The 20,747-nt window shown below is 72.2% G+C and carries 19 protein-coding genes and 1 tRNA gene; 12 read left to right on the forward strand and 8 right to left on the reverse strand.

The genetic code is table 11. From position 1 onward, the window contains the following. On the reverse strand, positions 1–865 hold an 865-nt coding region (locus ADK55_RS40335), incomplete at its 3' end, for a DUF2510 domain-containing protein (RefSeq protein WP_234350366.1). A 272-nt stretch (positions 866–1,137) separates the two neighbouring features. Between ADK55_RS40335 and ADK55_RS33805 the strand changes: the two genes are divergently transcribed. Beyond that, positions 1,138–1,617, forward strand: a complete 480-nt coding sequence (locus ADK55_RS33805) for an SsgA family sporulation/cell division regulator (protein WP_053684533.1) — start codon at positions 1,138–1,140, stop codon at positions 1,615–1,617. 126 nt (positions 1,618–1,743) lie between these two features. On the opposite strand, the gene ADK55_RS33810 is transcribed toward ADK55_RS33805, so the two are convergent. Then, entirely contained in the window at positions 1,744–3,126 is a 1,383-nt protein-coding gene (locus ADK55_RS33810) for an FAD-binding oxidoreductase (RefSeq protein WP_053684535.1), read from the reverse strand. A 96-nt stretch (positions 3,127–3,222) separates the two neighbouring features. Here ADK55_RS33810 and ADK55_RS33815 point away from each other — a divergent pair, with 96 nt between their 5' ends. After that, positions 3,223–4,878 carry a tetratricopeptide repeat protein gene (locus tag ADK55_RS33815; protein ID WP_234350367.1) on the forward strand — a complete coding sequence of 552 codons (1,656 nt, stop codon included), beginning with the start codon at positions 3,223–3,225 and terminating at the stop codon, positions 4,876–4,878. A gap of 143 nt (positions 4,879–5,021) precedes the next feature. Here the strand turns inward: ADK55_RS33815 and hppD are convergent, their stop codons facing one another. Further along, positions 5,022–6,182: a 4-hydroxyphenylpyruvate dioxygenase gene (hppD, locus tag ADK55_RS33820; RefSeq protein ID WP_053684538.1), complete on the reverse strand. Its 1,161-nt coding sequence runs from the start codon at positions 6,180–6,182 to the stop codon at positions 5,022–5,024. A 133-nt stretch (positions 6,183–6,315) separates the two neighbouring features. Here hppD and ADK55_RS33825 point away from each other — a divergent pair, with 133 nt between their 5' ends. From ADK55_RS33825 to ADK55_RS33860, 8 genes are all read left to right on the forward strand, one after another. Further along, positions 6,316–6,786 (forward strand): Lrp/AsnC family transcriptional regulator, encoded by a 471-nt coding sequence (locus tag ADK55_RS33825; RefSeq protein WP_053684540.1) that lies wholly within the window; start codon positions 6,316–6,318, stop codon positions 6,784–6,786. A gap of 30 nt (positions 6,787–6,816) precedes the next feature. Beyond that, positions 6,817–7,464: an ABC transporter permease gene (locus ADK55_RS33830; RefSeq protein ID WP_053684543.1), complete on the forward strand. Its 648-nt coding sequence runs from the start codon at positions 6,817–6,819 to the stop codon at positions 7,462–7,464. Continuing rightward, positions 7,457–8,719 carry a betaine/proline/choline family ABC transporter ATP-binding protein gene (locus ADK55_RS33835; protein ID WP_053684545.1) on the forward strand — a complete coding sequence of 421 codons (1,263 nt, stop codon included), beginning with the start codon at positions 7,457–7,459 and terminating at the stop codon, positions 8,717–8,719. The genes ADK55_RS33830 and ADK55_RS33835 overlap by 8 nt, the downstream gene beginning before the upstream one ends. Next, complete coding sequence (locus tag ADK55_RS33840; RefSeq protein ID WP_053684547.1) at positions 8,716–9,582, forward strand: ABC transporter permease; 867 nt, start codon at positions 8,716–8,718, stop codon at positions 9,580–9,582. The genes ADK55_RS33835 and ADK55_RS33840 overlap by 4 nt, the downstream gene beginning before the upstream one ends. Further along, positions 9,583–10,560: a glycine betaine ABC transporter substrate-binding protein gene (locus ADK55_RS33845; RefSeq protein ID WP_053684551.1), complete on the forward strand. Its 978-nt coding sequence runs from the start codon at positions 9,583–9,585 to the stop codon at positions 10,558–10,560. Between the two features lie 97 nt (positions 10,561–10,657). Further along, complete coding sequence (locus ADK55_RS33850) at positions 10,658–11,299, forward strand: winged helix-turn-helix domain-containing protein (RefSeq protein ID WP_078999748.1); 642 nt, start codon at positions 10,658–10,660, stop codon at positions 11,297–11,299. A gap of 79 nt (positions 11,300–11,378) precedes the next feature. Continuing rightward, positions 11,379–11,612, forward strand: a complete 234-nt coding sequence (locus tag ADK55_RS33855; RefSeq protein ID WP_053684553.1) for a hypothetical protein — start codon at positions 11,379–11,381, stop codon at positions 11,610–11,612. Beyond that, positions 11,609–12,961, forward strand: a complete 1,353-nt coding sequence (locus tag ADK55_RS33860; protein WP_053684556.1) for an MFS transporter — start codon at positions 11,609–11,611, stop codon at positions 12,959–12,961. Before ADK55_RS33855 ends, ADK55_RS33860 begins: the two co-directional genes overlap by 4 nt. Here the strand turns inward: ADK55_RS33860 and ADK55_RS33865 are convergent. The 4 genes from ADK55_RS33865 to ADK55_RS33880 all read right to left on the reverse strand — a co-directional run bounded on the left by ADK55_RS33865 (position 12,891) and on the right by ADK55_RS33880 (position 18,500). Beyond that, positions 12,891–13,688, reverse strand: a complete 798-nt coding sequence (locus tag ADK55_RS33865) for a S16 family serine protease (protein WP_053684558.1) — start codon at positions 13,686–13,688, stop codon at positions 12,891–12,893. The genes ADK55_RS33860 and ADK55_RS33865 overlap by 71 nt on opposite strands. 144 nt (positions 13,689–13,832) lie before the next feature. After that, positions 13,833–14,474 carry an IclR family transcriptional regulator gene (locus ADK55_RS33870; protein WP_053684560.1) on the reverse strand — a complete coding sequence of 214 codons (642 nt, stop codon included), beginning with the start codon at positions 14,472–14,474 and terminating at the stop codon, positions 13,833–13,835. Between the two features lie 393 nt (positions 14,475–14,867). Then, the gene (locus ADK55_RS33875) at positions 14,868–16,652 is read right to left on the reverse strand and encodes a DEAD/DEAH box helicase (protein ID WP_053684562.1); all 1,785 of its coding nucleotides are present in this window, start codon (positions 16,650–16,652) and stop codon (positions 14,868–14,870) included. A gap of 228 nt (positions 16,653–16,880) precedes the next feature. Further along, positions 16,881–18,500, reverse strand: coding sequence for an MFS transporter (locus ADK55_RS33880; RefSeq protein WP_078999750.1), 1,620 nt, complete (start codon positions 18,498–18,500; stop codon positions 16,881–16,883). A gap of 527 nt (positions 18,501–19,027) precedes the next feature. Between ADK55_RS33880 and ADK55_RS33885 the strand changes: the two genes are divergently transcribed. Together ADK55_RS33885 and ADK55_RS33890 are read left to right on the forward strand one after the other, a co-directional pair. After that, a complete protein-coding gene (locus ADK55_RS33885; protein WP_053684564.1) occupies positions 19,028–19,315 on the forward strand; it encodes a DUF6406 domain-containing protein in 288 nt (95 codons plus the stop codon). An 88-nt stretch (positions 19,316–19,403) separates the two neighbouring features. Next, positions 19,404–19,475, forward strand: a tRNA-Cys gene (locus ADK55_RS33890). A 75-nt stretch (positions 19,476–19,550) separates the two neighbouring features. Here the strand turns inward: ADK55_RS33890 and ADK55_RS33895 are convergent. Continuing rightward, a partial coding sequence (locus tag ADK55_RS33895; RefSeq protein ID WP_324611215.1) for a S8 family serine peptidase occupies positions 19,551–20,747 on the reverse strand: 1,197 nt, incomplete at its 5' end.

Consider the following 20,747-nt stretch of genomic DNA (forward strand, 5'->3'; position numbering starts at 1 on the left):
CCCCCGGCCGCCCGGGACACGGCGGGCCCGCCGTGTCCCGGGCGGCCGGGGGTGCGACCCGCGTGGCCTCGCCGGCGCCCCTGACGGGGGCTTCGGGGGCCGAGGAGGGCCTCGGGGTCGCCGGGGACCGCCGGGCCGCCGCGATCCCCACCTCGGGCGGACGGGGGGCCGCGGCGGCCTCGGTGGCCTCGGGCCAGGACGAGGTGAGCCCCGAGCCGGGTCCACCCCCGGGCGCGGCGGGCCAGGCGGTCTCGGGGACGGTCGGCCGGACGGCGGCCGGAGCGGGAGCGGGCGGAGCAGCCGCGGCCGGAGCGGGTACGGGCGACGGCTCGGGCGCGGGAGCGGATACGGGTGCGGGCGGAGGGGCCGGTGCGACCGGGGCCGCCGCCGGCGACCGGGCCGACAGGATGCCCACTCCCTCCGCCGACGCCTGGGCGGGCAACCGCTCGGCCGCGGCGACGGCGGACGGCCGGGCCGACGCCGTTCCGGGCCCGTACTCGTGCGGGTCCTCCTCGCGGTTGCCCCAGGACACCCGGACGTCGCGCGGACCCCCGAAGCCGGCCTGGTGCGCGGGATCCGCCTGCCACCCGGCCGCATCGGCCGCATCGACCACCGGTTGCGCCGCCCGTTCGGGCAGCGGCACGGCGCGGGGGCGGGGCGGTTCGGGCAGCGCCTCGGTCACGGAGGTCTGGTCCAGGAACACGGGACCCGTCTCGTCCGCGGGGGCGGGGCGGGCGGGGGCGGGACGGCTCGTGCCGGGCACCCAGGCGGAGCCGTTCCAGTACCGGACGAACCCGGGGATGGACGGATCCGGGTAGTAGCCCTCTCGGGCCGCGTGCTCGCCGTCACCAGGGGAGGCCGTCAATGTCCCCAACTCCGATCGTGGCTTGAGGCTTGTGCAGGGCAGGACCATAGCCAAGAACCCCGGCCCGACAGGTCCGGTAACGGGAGAATCCAAGCCTTCGAGCGAACGTCACTCCAACCGAACGTTTTCGGTCAGTCGACGAGTTTCGGCCAATCTGCGGCGCGATCCCGGAAGTCGCGTCATAGCCGGGCCGCCGGCGCCTCTCTGCGGGTGTGGGGTACCTCCCGGCCCCGCACGCCGAAGGCGTCGAACCGCACCGAAGTGAGGCCGCCATGCACCACCCCGTCATCGAACGCGAGTTGGAACTGAAGCTGGTCCTGTCCCCGGAGCGCAGCATCCCCGTCCCCGCCAGGCTTCTCTACCTGACGGACGACCCGTTCGCCGTGCACGTCGTCTTCCACACCGGTTCGCACACCCCGGTCAACTGGACCTTCGCGCGGGAGCTGCTCGTCGAGGGGGTGTTCCGCCCGTGCGGGCACGGAGACGTCCGGATCTGGCCCACGAAGATCGACAACCGGGCCGTGTTGTGCATGGCGCTGAGTTCCCCCGACGGGGACGCGCTGCTGGAGGCGCCGGCGGGCGCGGTCTCCGCCTGGCTGGAGCGGACCCTGCGCGAGGTGCCGCCCGGGTGCGAGGCGGAGCGGCTCGGCCTGGACGCGGCACTGGCCGAGCTGCTCACCCCCACGCCGGCCGACGATCTGTGGCTGCGCGACCCGTGGCCCTCCGACGAGTCGGCGGACGGGGACCTGTGACGCCCGGGTGGCCCTGTCGGACCGCGCCGCCGCCCGGACCGGCCACCGGACCGACCACCGGGCGGAGCAACGGACGGGTCGCCGGACAGGTCGCCGGACGGACCAACGGACGGGTCGCCGGACGGGTCAGAAGAGCTTGCCGGGGTTGAGCAGACCCAGCGGGTCGAAGGCCTGCTTGACCCCGCGCTGGATCTCCAGCCCCACCGGCCCGAGCTCCCGGGCGAGCCACTCCTTCTTCAGGACGCCGACCCCGTGCTCCCCGGTGATCGTCCCGCCCAGTTCCAGACCGAGTGCCATGATCGCGTCGAAGGACGCGCGGGCCCGCCGTGCCTCGTCCTCGTCGGCGGGGTCGAAGCAGACCACCGGGTGGGTGTTGCCGTCGCCCGCGTGCGCGCAGACGCCGATCAGCAGGTCGTGCGACCGGGCGATCTCGGCCGTGCCGTCCAGCATCTCGGCGAGCCGGGAGCGGGGCACGCACACGTCGTCGATCATCGTGGCGGGACGCAGGGTCTCCAGGGCGGTCAACGACATGCGGCGGGCCTGCAGGAGCAGTTCCGACTCCGCCTCGTCCTCGGCGGGCACGACGGCCGTCGCCCCGGCGGCGGTGCACAGCTCCCCCACCGCGGCGAGGTCCTCGACGGCGTGCGGGGTGTCGAAGGCGGCCAGCAGCAGTGCCTCGGTGGTCTCGGGCAGGCCCATCCTGCCGAGGGCGTTGACGGCGCGGACGGTCGTGCGGTCCATGAGTTCCAGCAGCGAGGGCGTCAGCCCGGCCTCCATGACGGCGCAGACGGCCGCGCACGCCGCGGCGGCCGAGGGGAACTCGGCGGCGAGCGCGAGCTGCCGGGGCGGCGCGGGGCGCAGCGCGAGGACGGCCTGGACGACGACGCCGAGGCTGCCCTCGGAGCCGACGAAGAGCCGGGTGAGGTCGTAGCCGGCGACGCCCTTGGCGGTACGCCGGCCCGTGCGCAGGAGTCGCCCGTCGGCCAGCACGACGTCGAGGCCGAGCACGTACTCGGCGGTGACCCCGTACTTGACGCAGCACAGGCCGCCGGAGGCGGTGCCGATGTTGCCCCCGATGGTGCACTGTTCCCAGCTGGAGGGGTCGGGCGGGTAGTACAGACCGTGTTCGGCGACGGCGCGGGACAGGACGGCGTTGACCACGCCCGGCTCGACCACGGCGATCCGGTCGACGGTGGAGATCTCCAGGATCCGGTCCATCTTGACCAGCGAGAGCACGATGCAGCCGTCGGAGGCGTTGGCGGCCCCGGACAGGCCCGTGCGCGCGCCCTGGGGAACCACGGGGACCCGTAGTTCGGTGGCGGTGCGCAGGACGTGCCGCACCTGTTCCACGGTCCGGGGCAGGACGACGGCGGCCGGGGTGCCGGCGGCGCAGAAGCTCGCCATGTCCGTGCTGTAGGAGGCGGTCACCTCGGGGTCGGTGAGGAGCGCTTCCTGGGGGAGGCCTTCGAGGAGGCGGGTACGGAGTCGGGTGGAGAGGTCTTCGTCCATGGGGTCAGCGTGGCACCCGGGGCCATCGGTGTGAACACGGCCGCGACCCTCTTCGGACACCTCCGTGAACTCTTCATATTGACGCACAGTGAGCACATGGACCGTATCGACGAGGAAGCGCAGCAGCCCGCGCCGCCCGTGACCTTCACCGGCCGCAAGACACTCGTGGCGGCCGCGGTCGCCGTGGTCCTGATCGCCGGGGCCCTGCTGATCCGACCGGCCCGGACCGGTGACGACGCCCGCCCCCCGGGGCCCAGCGAGCGGGCCGCGTCCGCGGTCGGCCTGGGCACCCCGGCGGCGGCGGTGGACCTGACGGCGCTGGTCGCGGACCGGGAGAAGCAGGTCACCAGGCACCCGGACGACGTGGCCTCCTGGGCCGTCCTGGGGTCCGCGTACCTGGAGCAGGGTCGGCGCACGGCCGACACGGCCTGGTACCCGAGGTCGGAGAAGGCCCTCAAGCGGTCGCTGGAGCTGCGGCCCGCCGAGCAGGGCAACTTCGACGCCATGACGGGCATGGGCTCGCTCGCCAACGCGCGCCGGGACTTCGGGACCGGCAGGAAGTGGGGCGAGCTGGTGCGGGCCCAGGCGCCGCGGCGGTGGACGGCGTACCCGGTGCTCGTGGACGCGTACACGGGCCTGGGCGACTACAAGGCCGCGCAGAAGGCGCTGGAGCGGTTGGAGGAGCTCCACTCGGGGCTGGCCTCGAACCTGCGGGCCTCGCAGGTGTACCGGGACCGCGGCTGGCGCGAGGACGCGGTGGTGGCGTTGGAACACGCGGGGGGCGCGGCGAAGACCCCGGCGGAGAAGGCGTACGTGCTGTTCCGGCTCGGGGAGCTGCTGTGGGAGCGGGGCGACGCGGCGGAGGCGATGGGCCAGTACGAGGCGGCGCTGCGGACGGACCCGGCGCGGGCGGAGGCGCTCGGCGGCCGGGCGCGGACGCTGGCGGCGCTGGGCCGGGGCGGCGAGGCGGTGCGGGACTACCGGCTGGCGCTGGGCCGCACGCCGGTGCCGCAGCTGGCGTTGGAGCTGGGCGAGCTGTTGGAGTCGCTGGGTCGGGCCGACGAGGCGCGGGTGCTGTACGACGCGCTGGGCACGATGACGAAGCGGGGCGGGACGCACGGGGTGAACGAGTCGGTGGTGCTGGGCCTGTACGAGGCCGACCACGGCGACCCGTCGGCGGCGGTGCGGCGCCTGTCGCAGGAGTGGTCGTCGAACAAGAGCATGCAGGTGGCCGACGCGCTGGGGTGGGCCCTGCACAAGGCGGGCGACGACACCGCGGCCCTGGAGTACGCGAAGAAGGCGACGGAACCGGGGCTGCGGAGCGCGGAGTTCGCCTACCACCGGGCCGTGATCGAGCGGGGTCTGGGCGACGAGGCGGCCGCGCGGCGGCACCTCCAGGAGGCGATGCGGACCAATCCGCGGTTCTCGCCGGTGCGCTCGCCGCTGGCGAAGGAGGCGCTGGAGGCGGTGGGGCAGCCGGCGCAGGGCGGGCCGGAGAACCTCCAGCCGCGCACCCCGTGGGTGGAGCCGGAGCTCCCGAAGCCGAACAAGCCGAAACCGGCGCCGGCGCCCGCGAAGCCGAAGTCGCAGCCGGCGAAGCCGAAGCCCGAAGCGAAGCCGGAGGCGAAGCCCGCCCCGAAGGCCTCACGGGCGAAGGTCGAGCAGGCGCAGCCGGAGCGGACACCGGAAGCCGCCCGACCCGACTCCCCCGACGCGGAGCCGGAGCGGGAACCGAGGCCGGAGCAGGACTGACGAACGCCGGCGGGGCCCGACGGCCCCGCCGGAGCACCGGTCGAACCCGGAGGACCGCCGGCCCGCCCTCGCGGGTCGGCGGTTCGCGTTCCCGGTCGGCGGTTCGCGTTCCCCGGGTCGGCGGTTCGCGTTCTCCTCGCGTCCTAGAGGTTGCCGCGCTTCTCCTGCTCGCGCTCGATCGCCTCGAAGAGGGCCTTGAAGTTGCCCTTGCCGAAGCCCATCGAGCCGTGCCGCTCGATGATCTCGAAGAAGACGGTCGGCTTGTCCTGGACCGGCTTGGTGAAGATCTGGAGCAGGTAGCCGTCCTCGTCGCGGTCGACGAGGATCTTCAGCTCGCGCAGGGTCTCGACGGGCACCCGGGTCTCGCCGGCCCAGTCGCCGAGGGTGTCGTAGTACGAGTCCGGGGTGTCGAGGAACGCGACGCCCGCGGCGCGCATGGTGCGGACGGTCGCCACGATGTCGTTCGAGGCGAGCGCGATGTGCTGGACGCCCGCGCCGCCGTAGAACTCCAGGTACTCGTCGATCTGCGACTTCTTCTTCGCGATGGCGGGCTCGTTGATCGGGAACTTCACCTTGAGGGTGCCGTCCGCGACCACCTTCGACATCAGCGCCGAGTACTCGGTCGCGATGTCGTCGCCCACGAACTCCTTCATGTTCGTGAAGCCCATGACCTTGTTGTAGAACGCCACCCACTCGTTCATCCGGCCCAGCTCGACGTTGCCCACGCAGTGGTCGACGGCCTGGAAGGTCCGCTTGGCCGGCGGGGCGACGAGCGGCTGGGCGGCCACGTAGCCCGGCAGGTAGGGGCCGCTGTAGTCCTTGCGCTCCACCAGCGTGTGGCGGGTCTGGCCGTAGGTGGCGATGGCGGCGAGGACGACGGTGCCGTGCTCGTCCTTGACCTCGTACGGCTCGTCCAGGCCGCGGGCGCCGTGCTCGACGGCGTAGGCGTACGCGGCGCGGGCGTCCGGGACCTCGATCGCGAGGTCGATCACGCCGTCGCCGTGGTCGGCGACGTGCTCGGCGAGGAAGCGGCCGTGGTCGGTGCTCGCCTTGATGACCGAGGTCAGCACGAAGCGCGCGCCGCCGTTGGTGAGGACGTAGGAGGCGGTCTCGCGGGTGCCGTTCTCCGGTCCGGAGTAGGCCACGAGCTTCATGCCGAACGCGGTGGAGTAGTAGTGCGCGGCCTGCTTGGCGTTGCCCACGGCGAAGACGATCGCGTCCATGCCCTTCACCGGGAAGGGGTCGGCCTCACGCGCGGTGGCCGGGGTGGTTTCGGTTTCGAGGTTCGCCAGAGACTCAGTCATGAGCGCAGAGTCCCGCCGATCCACAAGCTGCGCAATAGTTTCGATTCCCTCTGTACAGATTGCCCAATCCAGCCGCAGGATGGCTGAAAGATCTGCGCAGTATGACCACCCGCCGGCCGACCTGGAGGCAGTCATGGGGATCGACGAACTCGACGGGCGTCTCATCGTCCTGCTCGCCCGCGAACCCCGGATCGGGGTCCTGGAGGCCTCGCGCCGGCTGGGGGTCGCGCGCGGCACGGCGCAGGCGCGGCTCGACCGGCTTCAGTCGAATGGAGTGATCCGCGGGTTCGGTCCGCAGGTCGATCCGACGGCCCTCGGCTACCCGGTCACCGCGTTCGCCACGCTGGAGATCAAACAGGGCCAAGGGTCCGACGTACGCGCCCACTTGACCGGGGTGCCGGAGGTGCTGGAGCTGCACACCACCACCGGTCACGGGGACATGTTGTGCCGGCTCGTGGCCCGCTCCAACGCGGACCTTCAACGGGTGATCGACCGGGTCGTCGCGTTCGATGGGATCGTGCGGGCCTCCACGGCGATCGTCATGGAGAACCCCGTGCCCTTGCGGATCATCCCGCTGGTCGAGCAGGCGGCCGACGACGACTGATCCCCGGACAGACGGGCGAGGTGAGGCGACGTGAGCTTCTGGAGCTACCTGTCCAGCCGACGGCAGCAACTCCTCGTCGACGCCTTCCAGCAGGTCAGCCTCGTCTTCCAGTGCATGGTGATCGCGACGGCCCTGGGCATCGCCATCGGCGTGCTCACCTACCGCAGCGGCTGGGGCGGCAGTCTCGCCATCACCTCCACCGCCACGATCCTGACCGTCCCGTCGCTGGCCATGATCGGTCTGCTGATCCCGATCGTGGGCCTCGGCGTGGCACCCGCCGTGATCTCCCTGACCCTGTACGGGCTGCTGCCCATCGTCCGGAACTCGATCGTGGGCCTGCGCGGCGTCGACCCGACGCTGGTCGACGCGGCCACGGGCATCGGGATGTCCCGGTCCGCCCGGCTGCTGAGGGTGGAGCTGCCGCTGGCCTGGCCGCCGATCCTGACCGGGATCCGGGTGTCCACGCAGATGCTGATGGGCATCGCCGCCATCGCCGCGTACGCCTCCGGTCCCGGCCTCGGCAACGAGATCTTCCGCGGGATCGCCTCGCTCGGCAGTGCCAACGCCCTCAACCAGGTCCTGGCCGGGACGATCGGCATCGTCATCCTGGCCCTCCTCTTCGACGCCGCCTACGTCCTGCTCGGCCGTCTCACCATCCCGAGGGGAATCCGTGTCTGAGTCGACGTCCGAGCCGACCCCGAGCCCGAAGGCAGCGACCTCCGGCGCGACCATCCGGCTGGAGAACCTCACCAAGCGCTATCCCGGCAACCCCAATCCGGCCGTGGACGACGTGTCGATGGACATCAAGGCGGGCGAGACGGTCGTCTTCGTCGGCCCCTCCGGCTGCGGGAAATCCACCACCCTGAAGATGATCAACCGGTTGATCGAGCCCTCCTCCGGCCGGATCCGGATCGGCGACGAGGACGTCACCGACATGGACCCGGTCAAGCTGCGCCGCAAGATCGGGTACGCGATCCAGTCCTCCGGCCTCTTCCCGCACATGACGGTCGCGGAGAACATCGCCCTGGTGCCGAAGATGACCGGCTGGTCCACGTCGAAGGTCAAGGACCGGGTCGAGGAGATGCTCGACCTGGTGGGTCTGGACCCCCGCGAGTTCCACGGCCGCTACCCCCGCCAGCTCTCCGGCGGCCAGCAACAGCGCGTGGGCGTGGCCCGGGCGCTGGCCGCGGACCCGCCGGTGCTGCTCATGGACGAGCCCTTCGGCGCCGTCGACCCGATCACCCGGGACCACCTCCAGGACGAGCTGATCCGGCTCCAGCACGAGCTGCACAAGACGATCGTGTTCGTCACCCACGACTTCGACGAGGCCATCAAGCTCGGGGACCGGATCGCGGTCCTGCGCGAGCGGTCGCACATCGCCCAGTTCGACACCCCGGAAGCCATCCTCACCAACCCGACCGACGACTTCGTGTCCGGTTTCGTCGGCGCGGGCGCGGCCCTCAAACGGCTCAACCTCACCCGCGTGCGGGACGTGGGGATCGCCGACTTCCCCACGGTGTCGGTCGACGACCCGCTCCAGTTGATCTTCAGTGCGCTGCGCGGCGGCCGGCACAACGAGCTGCTGATGCTCGACCGGGGCGGCCGCCCGTACAAGTGGCTGCGGCGCGGCGACCTGATGCGCGCCAAGGGATCGCTGGCCCGGGCCGGGCAGTTGGTGCACGACACCGTGACCCGGGACGCGACCCTGCACGACGCCCTGGAGGCGGTCCTCACCGACAGCGGCGGGCGGGTCGCGGTCACCGGGCGGCGCGGCGAGTACATCGGCGTCGTGGACATGGAGACCCTCATGAACTCGGTGCACGAGATGCTGGAGGCCGACCGGCTCGCCGCCGCCGAGCACGCGCACGACCTGGAGGACCTGCGCCACCACCGGACGGAACAGGAGCTGGAGGGCGGTGCGGGCACCTCATGACCACCGCCTCCCCGCAGCGCCCCCCGGGCGAACGGCCCCCCGGCGAGCACGAGGTCAAGGGGCTCCCGTTCCGCGACGACCTCGCGGACGACCTCGACCGGCCCCCCACGCCCCCGCCGCCCGGTCCGCTCCGCCGGATCGGTTGGCGCCGGCTGGTGGTGCCGCCCGTCGCCCTGGGCCTGGTGGTACTGGCCCTGTACCTGTGGATCACCAACATCCCGCTCGACGTCATCGAGCGGAACTCGCTCGGCGGCGGGAACGTCCGGCTCCGGCTGTGGCAGCACATCCAGCTCACGGCCATCTCCACCTTCTGGGTGCTGATCATCGCGATCCCCCTCGGCATCGCCCTCACCCGCCGCGGACTGCGCCGCGCCTCGCCGTTCGTGACCGGCCTCGCCAACATCGGCCAGGCCACCCCGGCCATCGGCCTGCTGGCCCTGCTGGTGATCTGGCTGGGCATCGGGCCGTCGACCGCGATCATCGGGATGGTCGCGTACGCCGTCCTGCCGGTGCTGTCGAACACCGTGGCCGGGCTCCGGGCCATCGACCCGCTGCTGGTGGAGGCCGCGCACGGGATCGGCATGTCGTCGACGGGCACCCTGCGCAAGGTGGAACTGCCACTGGCCGTCCCGCTGATCCTGGCCGGCGTGCGGACCGCCCTCGTGCTCAACGTCGGCACCGCGACGCTGGCGACCTTCGGCGGCGGCGGGGGCCTGGGCGACCTGATCACCTCCGGGATCCAGACGCAGCGCATGCCGGTGCTGATCGTGGGATCGGTGCTGACGGTGGTCCTGGCCCTGTTCGTGGACTGGCTGGCCTCCCTCGCGGAGACGGTCCTGACGCCGCACGGCCTGGAGGCGTAGATGCGTACCTTCCGCGTACGGACCGCGGCGCTCGCGGGAGCCGCCCTGCTGGCGCTGGCCGGCTGCGGGCTCAAGAGCGGTTCCCCGATGGTGGACGACGTACAGCCCGGCTCGGTCGGTCGGGGCGAGCCCCTGGCGGGCGCCTCCCTCACGGTGACCTCGAAGAACTTCAGCGAGAACATCATCCTCGGCCAGATCCTCGGCCTCGTCTTCAAGGCGGCCGGCGCGGAGGTGCTGGACCGCACCAACCTGCCCGGCTCGATCAGCGCGCGCGAGGCCGTCCGCAAGGGCGACGCGGACGCCATGTACGAGTACACGGGCACGGCCTGGATCACGTACCTGGGCAACACCGAGCCCATCGACGACCCGCGCGGCCAGTGGGACGCGGTGCGCAGGGCGGACCTGCGCAACGGGGTGGTGTGGCTGCCGCCGGCCACGCTCAACAACACCTACACCCTGGCCATCAGCAAGAAGAACAACGCGAAGTACAAGCTGCGGACGATGTCGGACGTGGCGGCGCTGGCCCGCAAGGACCCGTCGGCGGTGACGCTGTGCGTGGAGAACGAGTTCGCCTCGCGCGAGGACGGACTGCCCGGCATGGAGAAGGCGTACGGGATGAGGATCCCCACCGGCAACATTCAGAAGATGGACGCCGGGATCATCTACACCCAGGTCTCCAAGTCCGATTCCTGCCTGCTGGGCGAGGCGTTCACCACGGACGGCCGGATCAAGGCCATGGACCTGGACATCATGGAGGACGACAAGCGCTTCTTCCCCAATTACAACGCGGCGCCGGCGATCAACGCCAAGACGTTCGCCGAGCACCCGGTGATCGCGAAGCTGCTGGCGCCGGTGACGCAGCGGCTGACGACCGAGGTGGCGCGGGAGTTGAACGCCAAGGTGGACGTGGAGGGCCAGGACCCGCACGCGGTGGCGAAGGACTGGCTGGTGAAGGAGGGGTTCATCAAGGAGGGCTGAGCCGCCGCGGCAACGGATCGGCTCCGAGGGCGAGTTCCAAAGAGAACGTTGCAAAGAAACCCTTGCATAGGAATCTTTGCAACTCTATCGTGGAGCCATGCCCGAGAAGAACGCCCAGAACCCCCAGCCCGTCGAACCGGTCGAGCCCACCCGGTCCGTCGAGCCCGTCGAGTCCGTCGAGCCGCAGGTGCGCATGCTCGACGCGCACTCCCTGCGCGGCCTCGCCCACCCGCTGCGCATCCGTCTGTTGGGCGCCCTGCGCCTGCACGGCCCGGCCACGGCCTCCCGACTCGCCGAACGCCTGGGCGAGTCCAGCGGAGCCACCAGCTACCACCTGCGCCAACTGGCCGCGTACGGGTTCGTCGAGGACGCGCCCGAGCACGGCAAGGGCCGCGAGCGGTGGTGGCGGGCCTCCCACGACGGCACGGGCTTCGACGAGTCGCTGATCCTCGCCGCGGACCCGGAGACGCGGGTCGCCGCGGACGTCTTCCTGTCCGAGATCGCGAAGATTCACGCGCAGGAACTCGCCACCTGGATGAGCGAGGCGTCGAGCTGGCCCCAGGACTGGCGCGCGGGCTCGGACATCAGCGACTTCACGCTGCGGCTGACGGCCGGACAGTCCCTCGAACTCGTCCACAAGCTGCACGACCTGATCAACACCTACCGCGATCTGCCGCCGGCGGAGGGCACGGAGACGGTCCGTTTCCACACGCACGCCTTCCCCCGCCACACCGAGTAGCCGCCACACCGAGTAGCCGCCACACCGAGTGGCCGCCGCCGCCTCGCCGCCCGCGAGAACCCGAAGAAGGAGTCCCGCCATGCACGCCTTCGCCCACACCGACCTGCACACCGCGCTCCACGCCGGCCGCACCGCCGAACTGGCGGCCGAGGCCGCCGCCTGGCACCTCGCCCGCGACGCCGCCCCGGTCGCCTCCGAGCCCGCGCTGCCCTTGCTGCGCAACCGGCTCGGGGAAGCCCTGGTCGCCGCCGGCATCCGGCTCATGCAGCCCGCGCACGTCCACTCCCGCGTGGTGCGCGGCGGCGCCTCGTGAGCCGTCGCCCCTTCGTGGCCGTACTGGCCGCCAACACCATCTCCATAGCCGGGAGTTCCCTCACCCTCATCGCCGTACCGTGGTTCGTGCTGCAGAGCACGGACAGCGCCGGCCGGGCCGGGATCGTCGCCTTCTGCGCGACCCTGCCGGTCATCGTCGCCGCGCTCGTCGGCGGCCCGGTCATCGACCGGATCGGGCGCCGCCGCATCTCGGCGGCCTCCGACCTGATCTGCGCGCTGTCGATCGGCGTGATCCCGCTGCTGCACCGGGCGGGGCTGCTGGAGTTCTGGATGCTGTGCGCCCTGATGGCGATCGGCGGCCTCGTCCACACCCCCGGACTGACCGCGCGCTACGTCCTGATCCCCCACCTCGCCGAGCACGCCGGGACCACCGTCGGCAAGGTCGCCGGCCTGTACGACGCGGTCTCGCGCGGCGCCCGGATGGTCGGGGCCGCGGTCGCCGGCGTACTCATCACCGCCTTCGGGGCCGAGACCGTGCTGCTCCTGGACGCGGCCAGCTTCGCCGTGTCGGCGCTGCTCGTGGCCGTGTTCCTGCGCGGGGTCCCGGCCGCCGATCCGCAACGCACCTCCGAGAAGGCGTCGTTCGCGACTTACCGGGCCGAACTCGCCGAGGGATGGGCCTTCCTGACCCGTTCACGGCTGCTGACCGGCATCACCCTGATGGTGATGGTGACCAACGGCCTGGACCAGGGCTGGTCCTCGGTACTGCTGCCCGTGCACGGTCGCGCGGCGCTGGGCGGGCCCACCGCCCTCGGCCTGATGGTGTCCGTGTTCGGCGGCTTCGCGCTGCTGGGCGCCCTGCTCTACGGGGCGTGGGGCGAGCGGTACCGGCCGCGGACGGTCTTCGCGGTGGCGTTCCTGCTGTGCGGGGCGCCCCGGTACGTCGTGGCCGCGTTCACCGACACCCCGCTGCCGCTCGCGGTGACGATGGCCTTGTCGGGGCTGGGCGCGGGCGTGCTGAACCCGATCCTGACCACGGTGATGATGGAGAAGGTCCCGGACGCGCTGCGCAGCCGGGTGTCCGGGGTGACCACGGCGGGCTGCGAGCTGACGATGCCGCTGGGCGGCCTCGCGGCGGGCCTGCTCGTCGACGGGTTCGGCGCCGGCCCGGCCCTGCTGGCCTTCGCCGGGGTCTATCTGCTCGCCACGCTCGGCCCGTTGGTGTTCCCCGCCTGGGGCGGCCTGAACGACCGGCCGGCCCGGGTCGAGAGGGCCGGGGCGACGGACGCGACCGACCGGACCGTGCCCGCGCGGGGCGTCAGCAGGACGGAACCGGCTGCCCCTTGTTCAGCGCCCGAAGGGAGCTCACCGCATCCGTCAGCGAAGTGACGGGGATCAGCCGAAGCCCCTCGGGAAGTTCGGACAGGGCGTCGGAGCACTCCGCCTTCGGCACGAGGAACACGCTCGCCCCGTCCCGCTTGGCGGCCTGTGTCTTCAACGCCACCCCGCCCACCGCGCCCACCTCGCCGCTCGGGCTGATCGTGCCCGTGCCGGCGATGCTGCGGCCGCCGGCGAGATCGCCGCCGCTCCCGTCGCCGTCGAGCTTGTCGACGATGCCGAGGGAGAACAGGAGACCCGCGCTCGGGCCGCCGACGTCGGCGAGGTTGAGCGTGACCTTCACGTCCTTCGGGTCCTTGTGGAGATAGCCGAGTGCGGCGGCGGAGGCCGTCGACTGCGACTTGGTCATTTCCTCCAGATTGTGCTCTTCGATCTCTTTGTCGCTCCCGCCCGAGGGATACACCGCGTCCTTGGGCATGACCGCCCGCGAGGTGTCGAACCAGTGGTCGACCAGCTCGGACAGGCGCACCGTCGTGGAGGGGCCGGTGGCCTGGATGGTGGTCATCCGCAGCTGCCCCTTGGTGTCCCGGGTGGGCATGCCCGTGACGGCGATGACGGGCTTGCCGTCACGGGAGCCGAGCACGTCGGCCGTGAGCCCGGGCTGGGCGATCACGAAGGGCAGCGGCGCGAGGGCCGCCACGGCCAGCAACCCGACCAGGGGCAGGGCGCAGAGCGCCAGGGCGGCGGGACGCGGCAGACGTGTGAGGCGTGAGAGCACCCGGCCAATCTATCGGGCCCGGTCGCGCCCTCCCGCGTGACCCGGCACGCCGGCACGCACACGGGAGAGCCCGCCCTCCCCTGCGGTGGGGATGCGCAAGACCCCGTACGAGGCTTCGTACGGGGTCGCGGGCGTTCGGTCGGATCAGCGCAGGGCGTCGGCGACCTCGCGGGCGGCGTCCACCACGCGCGGGCCGACCCGCTCGGGCACGGCGTCGGCCAGCATGACGACCCCGACGCTGCCCTCCAGGCCGGTGATGCCGACCAGGGGCGCGGCAGCGCCGCTGGCGCCCGCTTCGAGTTCGCCGTGGGTCAGCGTGTACCCGGGTTCGATGAGCGTGCCCTGACGGGCGGCCAGGATGGCCCGGCCGGCCGCCCCGCGGTCCAGCGGGTGACGGAAGCCGGCCCGGTAGGCCACGTGGTAGTCGGTCCAGGTCGGCTCGACGACGGCGACGGCGAGCGCCTCGCTGCCGTCCACGAGGGTCAGGTGCGCGGTGGCCCCGATGTCCTCGGCGAGGGACCGCAGTGCGGGCAGGGCCGCCTCGCGCACGAGCGGGTGTACCTGACGACCGAGCCGCAGCACGCCGAGTCCGACCCGGGCTCGGCCGCCGAGGTCCCGGCGGACCAGGGCGTGCTGTTCGAGCGTGGCGAGCAGGCGGTAGACCACGGTGCGGTTCACACCGAGGCGGTTGGACAGCTCCGTGACGGTCAGACCGTGGTCGGTGTCGGCGAGCAGCTTGAGGACCCGGAGCCCTCGGTCGAGAGTCTGGGAGGTTTCCGCAGTCACGACGCCTCTCCCTCTTTAGGTGGGCGGCGGTGACTCTCACGGGGTGGAGCGCTGCCGGTCCCTCGGCGACGCACGGAGAGGCCGCCGGTAGCGGCCATGGCACCGGCTGCGCTCCCGCGGCGGCGCTGCCACGGGGCGTTCGATGCGGGGACAGTATCCAGCAGGTTCGCTGAGCGGAAGGGCTCGTCCAGAATCCGGGCGCCTACTGCCCGCTTGTACCCATTTGTTCGAGCGGGTGTGTCAATTCGTAATCTTCCCCGGCATCTTCTCGCGCGTCTTCCCCGGCGCGCGTTCACTTTCCGAACGGATTGCTCCGGTGATGCCGAAACGAGGACGGGGTCCGTGCGCGTCGCGCACGGACCCCGTCCTCGTACCCTCTCGCGGGCTGCGGCGTCACCGCATCCGGGTGGCCCACTCCTGGACCTTCTTGATGCGCTCCCGCAGCTGACCCGCCGTCGCCTCCGCGCTCGGCGGCCCGCCGCACACCCGGCGCAGCTCCGTGTGGATCACCCCGTGCGGCTTGCCGCTCTGGTGGACGTACGCGCCCACCATCGTGTTCAGCGACTTGCGCAGCTCCAGCAGCTCCTTGTGCGAAACCACGGGGCGCCGCTCCGCCGGCAGCTCCAGCAGGTCCGCCTCGGAGTCCGGCTTGCGCCGACTGTGGGCGATCTGCCGCGACTGCCGCTTCTGGAGCAGCATCTGCACCTGGTCCGGCTCCAGCAGCCCGGGGATGCCCAGGTAGTCCTGCTCCTCCTCGCTGCCGGGGTGCGCCTGCATCCCGAACTCGGCGCCGTCGTACAGCACCCGGTCGAAGACGGCGTCGGACTCCAGCGCCTCGAAGGACATCTGCTCCTCGTCGCCGGTGTCCTCGTCCTCCTGTTTGTTCGCCTCGTCCATTTCCTTCTCGGACTCGGCGTACGGGTCTTCCTCGCCCTGCTTCTTCGGCTTGTCGAGGACGTGGTCCCGCTCGACTTCCATCTCGTTGGCGAAACCGAGGAGATACGGAATGGTCGGAAGAAACACGGACGCGGTCTCGCCGCGCCGGCGCGAACGCACAAATCGCCCGACTGCCTGCGCGAAGAACAAAGGAGTCGAAATGGTGGTGGCATAAACGCCCACCGCGAGACGCGGAACGTCGACGCCCTCCGACACCATGCGGACCGCGACCATCCAGCGGTCGTCGTTCGCGCTGAAATCGTCGATGCGTTTCGACGCGCCCGTGTCGTCGGACAGGACGACGGTCGCCTTCGTGCCGGTGATCTCCCTGATCAGCTTCGCGTACGCGCGCGCCGAGTCCTGATCGGAGGCGATGACCAGACCGCCCGCGTCCGGGATGCCCTTGCGGACCTCCGTCAGCCGCTGGTCGGCGGCGCGCAGCACGTTCGGCATCCAGTCGCCGCGCGCGTCGAGCGCCGTGCGCCAGGCCTGCGAGATGGCGTCCTTGGTCATCGGCTCGCCGAGCCGGGCGGCGATCTCGTCACCGGCCTTGGTGCGCCAGCGCATGTTGCCGCTGTAGGACAGGAAGATCACGGGGCGGACGACGCCGTCGCCGAGCGCGTTCCCGTAGCCGTACGTGTAGTCGGCGGACGATCGGCGGATCCCGTCGTTCCCCTCCTCGTACGCCACGAAGGGGATCGGGTTGGTGTCGGACCGGAAGGGCGTACCGGTCAGCGCGAGCCGCCGGGTCGCCGGATCGAAGGCCTCCAGGCAGGCCTCGCCCCAGGACTTCGAGTCGCCGGCGTGGTGGATCTCGTCGAGGATCACCAGGGTCTTGCGCTGTTCGCACCGGTTGCGGTGCAGCATCGGCTTGACGCCGACGCCCGCGTACGTCACGGCGATGCCGTGGTAGTCCTTGCTCAGCGGGCCGGCCGAGTACTCGGGATCCAGCCGGATGCCTATCCGGGCGGCGGCCTCGGCCCACTGCTTCTTCAGGTGTTCGGTCGGCGCGACCACGGTCACCTGCTGCACCACGTGGTGGTGCAGCAGCCAGGACGCGAGGGTCAGCGCGAAGGTCGTCTTGCCGGCTCCGGGGGTCGCGACCGCGAGGAAATCGCGCGGCTGGGTCTCCAGGTACCGGTTCAGCGCACCCTCTTGCCAGGCGCGCAGCTTGCTGGCGGTACCCCACGGCGCGCGGCCGGGGAAGGCGGGTGAGAGGTGGTGGGAGGCGGTAGTAGTCACGGTCTCCGGTTCGTGCTCTCGGTGTATCTGGTACGGGCGGGAAGCGGTCGTACGTAGGACAACCGGGCCACCTTACCGGCACGGGCCCGCCCCTCGCGGAGGGACAGGCCCGTGACCTCGGCGGGTGCGGCGAGCATCACATCCGTCGCGCTCGCGGCGCGGCCCGGGTGCCGTCACCCGTGTTCCCCGAGACGGCGCGGCCCCACCGGCCCGCGGGCCTCGCCCCGGTCAACTCCCTTGGGATCCACGCCGTTCGGGGCCGGGAACGTCCGCCGGCGGGGCGGGGCGGGCGGCGGCGGCCGGGGTCGGCCGGGCGGCGTCCGCCGGGGCGGGCCGGGCAGCGGCGGCCGGGGTGGACCGGGCGGCGTCCGCCGGGGTCGGCCGGGCGGCGTCCGCCGGGGTGGCGTGCAGCCGGGTCGCCACCCACGCCCCCACCAACGCCACGCACGCCATCGGCAGGAAGACCACCACGAACGCCCCCGGATGCGAGGACGCCCCACCGGAGGTCACGGCGTGCGCGGCCCCCACCGTTCCCCCGCCCAGCGCGGCGAACGCCGCCCCGCCGGCCGCCAGCAGCACCACGTTGGCCAGCGCGTCGGAGATCTGCAGGGCGGCGGAGTTCGCCCCGGCCTCCCGCGGCGCCGACAGCTCCAGCAGCAGCACGCTCGTCGAGCCGATCACCAGCCCCATCCCGAGGCACCCGACCGCCCAGGCCAACGCCAGCGTCCACACCGGAACCCACGTCAACAGCACCGTCGGAGCGGCGGCGATGGCGAACGTCACCAGCACCATCCCGCCGACCATCAGCCGCTCCCGGTACGGGGCCATCCGCCCCTTCGACTGGACCCAGGAGCCGCCCGCCCAGGTGAGCCCGCCGAGCGCCAGCGAGAACCCGGCCAGGGTCGGACTCAGCCCCCGCTGGGTGACGAGCATCAGCGGCACGAAACTCTCGGCCGCGATGAACGAACCCGCCGCCACCCCCCGCAGCAACACCACAGACGGCAGCCCGCGCCGAGCCAGGTACGTTCCGCGCGGCAGCAGCCCCCGCGCCGCCGGCACCAGCAGCGCCGCGCCCGCGACGGCCGGCACCACCGAGAGCCACCGCAGGTCCTGGGCGGCGTACTGGAGCAGCCCCGCACCCGCCGAGATCCCGAGGGCGAGCCGGATCCGCCGCCGGTCGAAGGCCACCGGCTCCCCGCCGGCTACGGGCCCGGACGCGGTCCGGCGGATCGCCGGTATCGCCACGACCAGCGGTACGACGACCAGCGCGGGGATCGCGAGGAACACCCACCGCCACCCGAGGTGCTCGGTCACCGTGCCGGCGGCCAGCGGGCCCACGATCGACGGCACCACCCAGCTCGCGGCGAAGGCGGCCATGATCGCGGGGCGCAGCCGCTCGTCGTAGGCACGGCTGACGACCACGTACAGGGCGACGATCACCAGCCCGCCACCGAAGCCCTGCACGGCCCGCCCGAGCAGGAACACCCACATCCCGGCGGCCGTCCCCGACAGCACCAGCCCGCCGGCGAACGCCCCGATCCCGAGGGCGAGCGGCCGCAGCGGCCCCTGCCGGTCGGCCCACTGCCCGGACAGCACCATGCCGAACAGGCTCGTCGTGAAGTAGGAGGAGAAGGCGAAGGCGTAGAGACCGATCCCGTTCAGCTCCCGCGCGGCGACCGGCATGGCCGTGCCGACGGCGGTCGCCTCGAAGGCGATGAGGAACACGACGGAGATGATGCCGATGCTGAGCGTCCGGTACGCGGCCCCGAGGATCCCGCCCGGAGACTCCGAGGGCTCGGGCGGGACCGGTGCGGCGGTCTCGGGGACACGGGGTTCCAATGCGCTCATCGCCCCAGCGTAAGGTCCATACCTCTGCTTCGTCCCTGTCAATTCGACCGATCCCGACTCCGCCTCCGGGCCTAGGTCGAATCGTCGAAGCGCCGCCTGTAGAGCGGCCCGGGGGTCTGTCCAGCGGCCCGGGGGGGCTGTCCAGCGGTCCGGGGGGGCTGTCCAGCGGTCCGGGGGTCTGTCCAGCGGCTCAGGGGTCTGTCTAACGGCCCGGGGGTCTGTCCAGAGGCTCGGGGGAGGGGACGGGCGCTCGCGCGGAGCCGCTCCCTCGGCCCACCGGAAAGCCCCCGCACCCGAGAACATCCTGAAACAATTCGACACGCGGGGGCCCAGCCCCGATCTGCAACTCCCGCACACAGACCGGGAGCCGGGAAGCGAAGCCCGATCCTGAACCCGGAAATCCTGCCTGCCGGGTAATTCAAGAAGCTTCAAGAGGCACATCCGGAACCGCCACACGCCTTTGGAGCGAATGCAGTGATCAGTGAAGTGAAACTGCGACACGCGGTTCCTTCGCCCTGGGCGACGACGTGACGTTCATCGCGGGCCACGTGCATGCCCCGGAGGGGACGGCGCTTTCGTTCTCGCTTTGTGTCGTCGCCAATGGCGAGCACAAATACACCCTGAGGATCGGGGACACGTTCCCTGTTCGGGGAGAGACCCGGGCCCTGGATCGTGTCGAGAATCGTCCGGACTCAGGTCGGTGGGCAGTCCTCACGAAGGTCCTCACGAACGTCGACGCGAGGGTCGACGCGGTCGACGCGGTCGACGCCCCCGATGCGGGCGGGACGCCGCGACGACAACTCCCGGGACTGTGAACGGGGCATGGCAGTCACATTGCGGCACCCGCGCCCCCCTTCCACCACCGCGGGGCGCCTCGTACGGTCGTACTCGTCACCACCACACAGCCGTGTGCCCGAGTGGTTGAGGGACTCGCCTGCAAAGCGAGTTACGCCGGTTCGATTCCGGTCACGGCTTCGAATGCGAAGGGCTGCCCGGGAACCTGCTTCCCGGGCAGCCCTTCGTCATGGTCGGTACCGCTCGTGCGCCGGATCAGTTGCCCGCGCGCCGCCCGAGCACAGTGGTGACGGCCCCGCCGACGATCAGTACGCCCACCAGGCCGAGCCCGACCCACCACACCGTGCCGCGGAACCCGGCCGCCTCGTCCGCCCCGGCCTCCGTCAACGGCCCGGCGTCGCCGGCCGCCATCGCCGCGGCCGCGGCAACGAAGTCGGGCAGCGGGTACACGTCGGCCGGCCCGGGGGAACCCGGAGTGGACATCGCGATCCGGGGTCGGGCCACCCCGTACCCGATCCAGTCGTTGCGCACCGCACCGTCCACGGGAGCGCCGGAGGTGTTGAGCAGGACCCGGAGCACCTGGTTGTTGGTCCAGTCGGGGTGGGCGGACCAGAGCAGCGCGGCAGACGCGGAGGCCAGGGCGGTGGCCTCACCGGTCCCGTGGCTCTTGCAGTACCCCGCCTTGCCTCGGCAGGACGTGAGGATGTCGACGCCCGGCGCGGCCAGGTCGACCTGGGGTCCCGTCAGCGACTCCGCGGTCGGCTCACCACCCGGATCTACGGCGGCGACCCCCACCACACCGGGCGTGGCCGCCGGATAGCGGAGCTCGCCCGCCTTCTTGGCCGCGATGGCGGCCGGGGTGGAACCGGTGGTCTCCCCCTCGCCCACGGCCGCGAAGACCAACTTGCCCTTGGACAGCGCGTACTTCACCGCCTCGTCCCGCGCCGGGTCGGCCGTCGTCGTGGACATGGAGATGTTGACGACCTTCGCGTCCGAGTCGGCCGCGCGCCGGATCGCCGCCGCCCAGGACGACTCCCCCGGCGCGTCCTCCCGAGGCACCCTGATCGGCAGGATCCTCGCCCCCGGAGCGATCCCGGACAGCCCCTCGCCCCCGGAGGCCTTGCCCGTACCGGCGATGATCGTGGCCATGGACGTACCGTGCCCGTCCTGGTCCGTACGCTCGTCACCCTCGACCTTGCCCCCGGCCAGGTCCACACCGGGCAGCACCTGCCCCTCCAGCTCGGGCACACGTCCCACACCGCTGTCGATGACAGCCACCGTGACGCCCTTGCCCGTGCCGACCTTCCAGAACTCGGCCGCCTTCATCACGGTGAGGTGCCACTGCTGCTCGCGAACGGTCTCCGCACGGGCCGGCGCCCCGGCAACCCCGACCACCAACAGACCGGCCAGCACCGGACCCGCCCCGCGCCAGAACCGCCGGCCCCGGCCCCG

The organism is Streptomyces sp. WM4235 (assembly GCF_001279725.1).
Lineage (GTDB): Bacteria > Actinomycetota > Actinomycetes > Streptomycetales > Streptomycetaceae > Streptomyces.

What these genes read in the sequence shown, in the direction of transcription:
- ADK55_RS33805 (WP_053684533.1), top strand. Translation starts at nt 1,138, where the DNA reads ATGCACCACCCCGTCATCGAACGCGAGTTGGAACTGAAGCTGGTCCTG.
- ADK55_RS33810 (WP_053684535.1), bottom strand. Translation starts at nt 3,126, where the DNA reads ATGGACGAAGACCTCTCCACCCGACTCCGTACCCGCCTCCTCGAAGGC.
- ADK55_RS33815 (WP_234350367.1), top strand. Translation starts at nt 3,223, where the DNA reads ATGGACCGTATCGACGAGGAAGCGCAGCAGCCCGCGCCGCCCGTGACC.
- hppD (WP_053684538.1), bottom strand. Translation starts at nt 6,182, where the DNA reads ATGACTGAGTCTCTGGCGAACCTCGAAACCGAAACCACCCCGGCCACC.
- ADK55_RS33825 (WP_053684540.1), top strand. Translation starts at nt 6,316, where the DNA reads ATGGGGATCGACGAACTCGACGGGCGTCTCATCGTCCTGCTCGCCCGC.
- ADK55_RS33840 (WP_053684547.1), top strand. Translation starts at nt 8,716, where the DNA reads ATGACCACCGCCTCCCCGCAGCGCCCCCCGGGCGAACGGCCCCCCGGC.
- ADK55_RS33845 (WP_053684551.1), top strand. Translation starts at nt 9,583, where the DNA reads ATGCGTACCTTCCGCGTACGGACCGCGGCGCTCGCGGGAGCCGCCCTG.
- ADK55_RS33850 (WP_078999748.1), top strand. Translation starts at nt 10,658, where the DNA reads ATGCCCGAGAAGAACGCCCAGAACCCCCAGCCCGTCGAACCGGTCGAG.
- ADK55_RS33855 (WP_053684553.1), top strand. Translation starts at nt 11,379, where the DNA reads ATGCACGCCTTCGCCCACACCGACCTGCACACCGCGCTCCACGCCGGC.
- ADK55_RS33880 (WP_078999750.1), bottom strand. Translation starts at nt 18,500, where the DNA reads ATGAGCGCATTGGAACCCCGTGTCCCCGAGACCGCCGCACCGGTCCCG.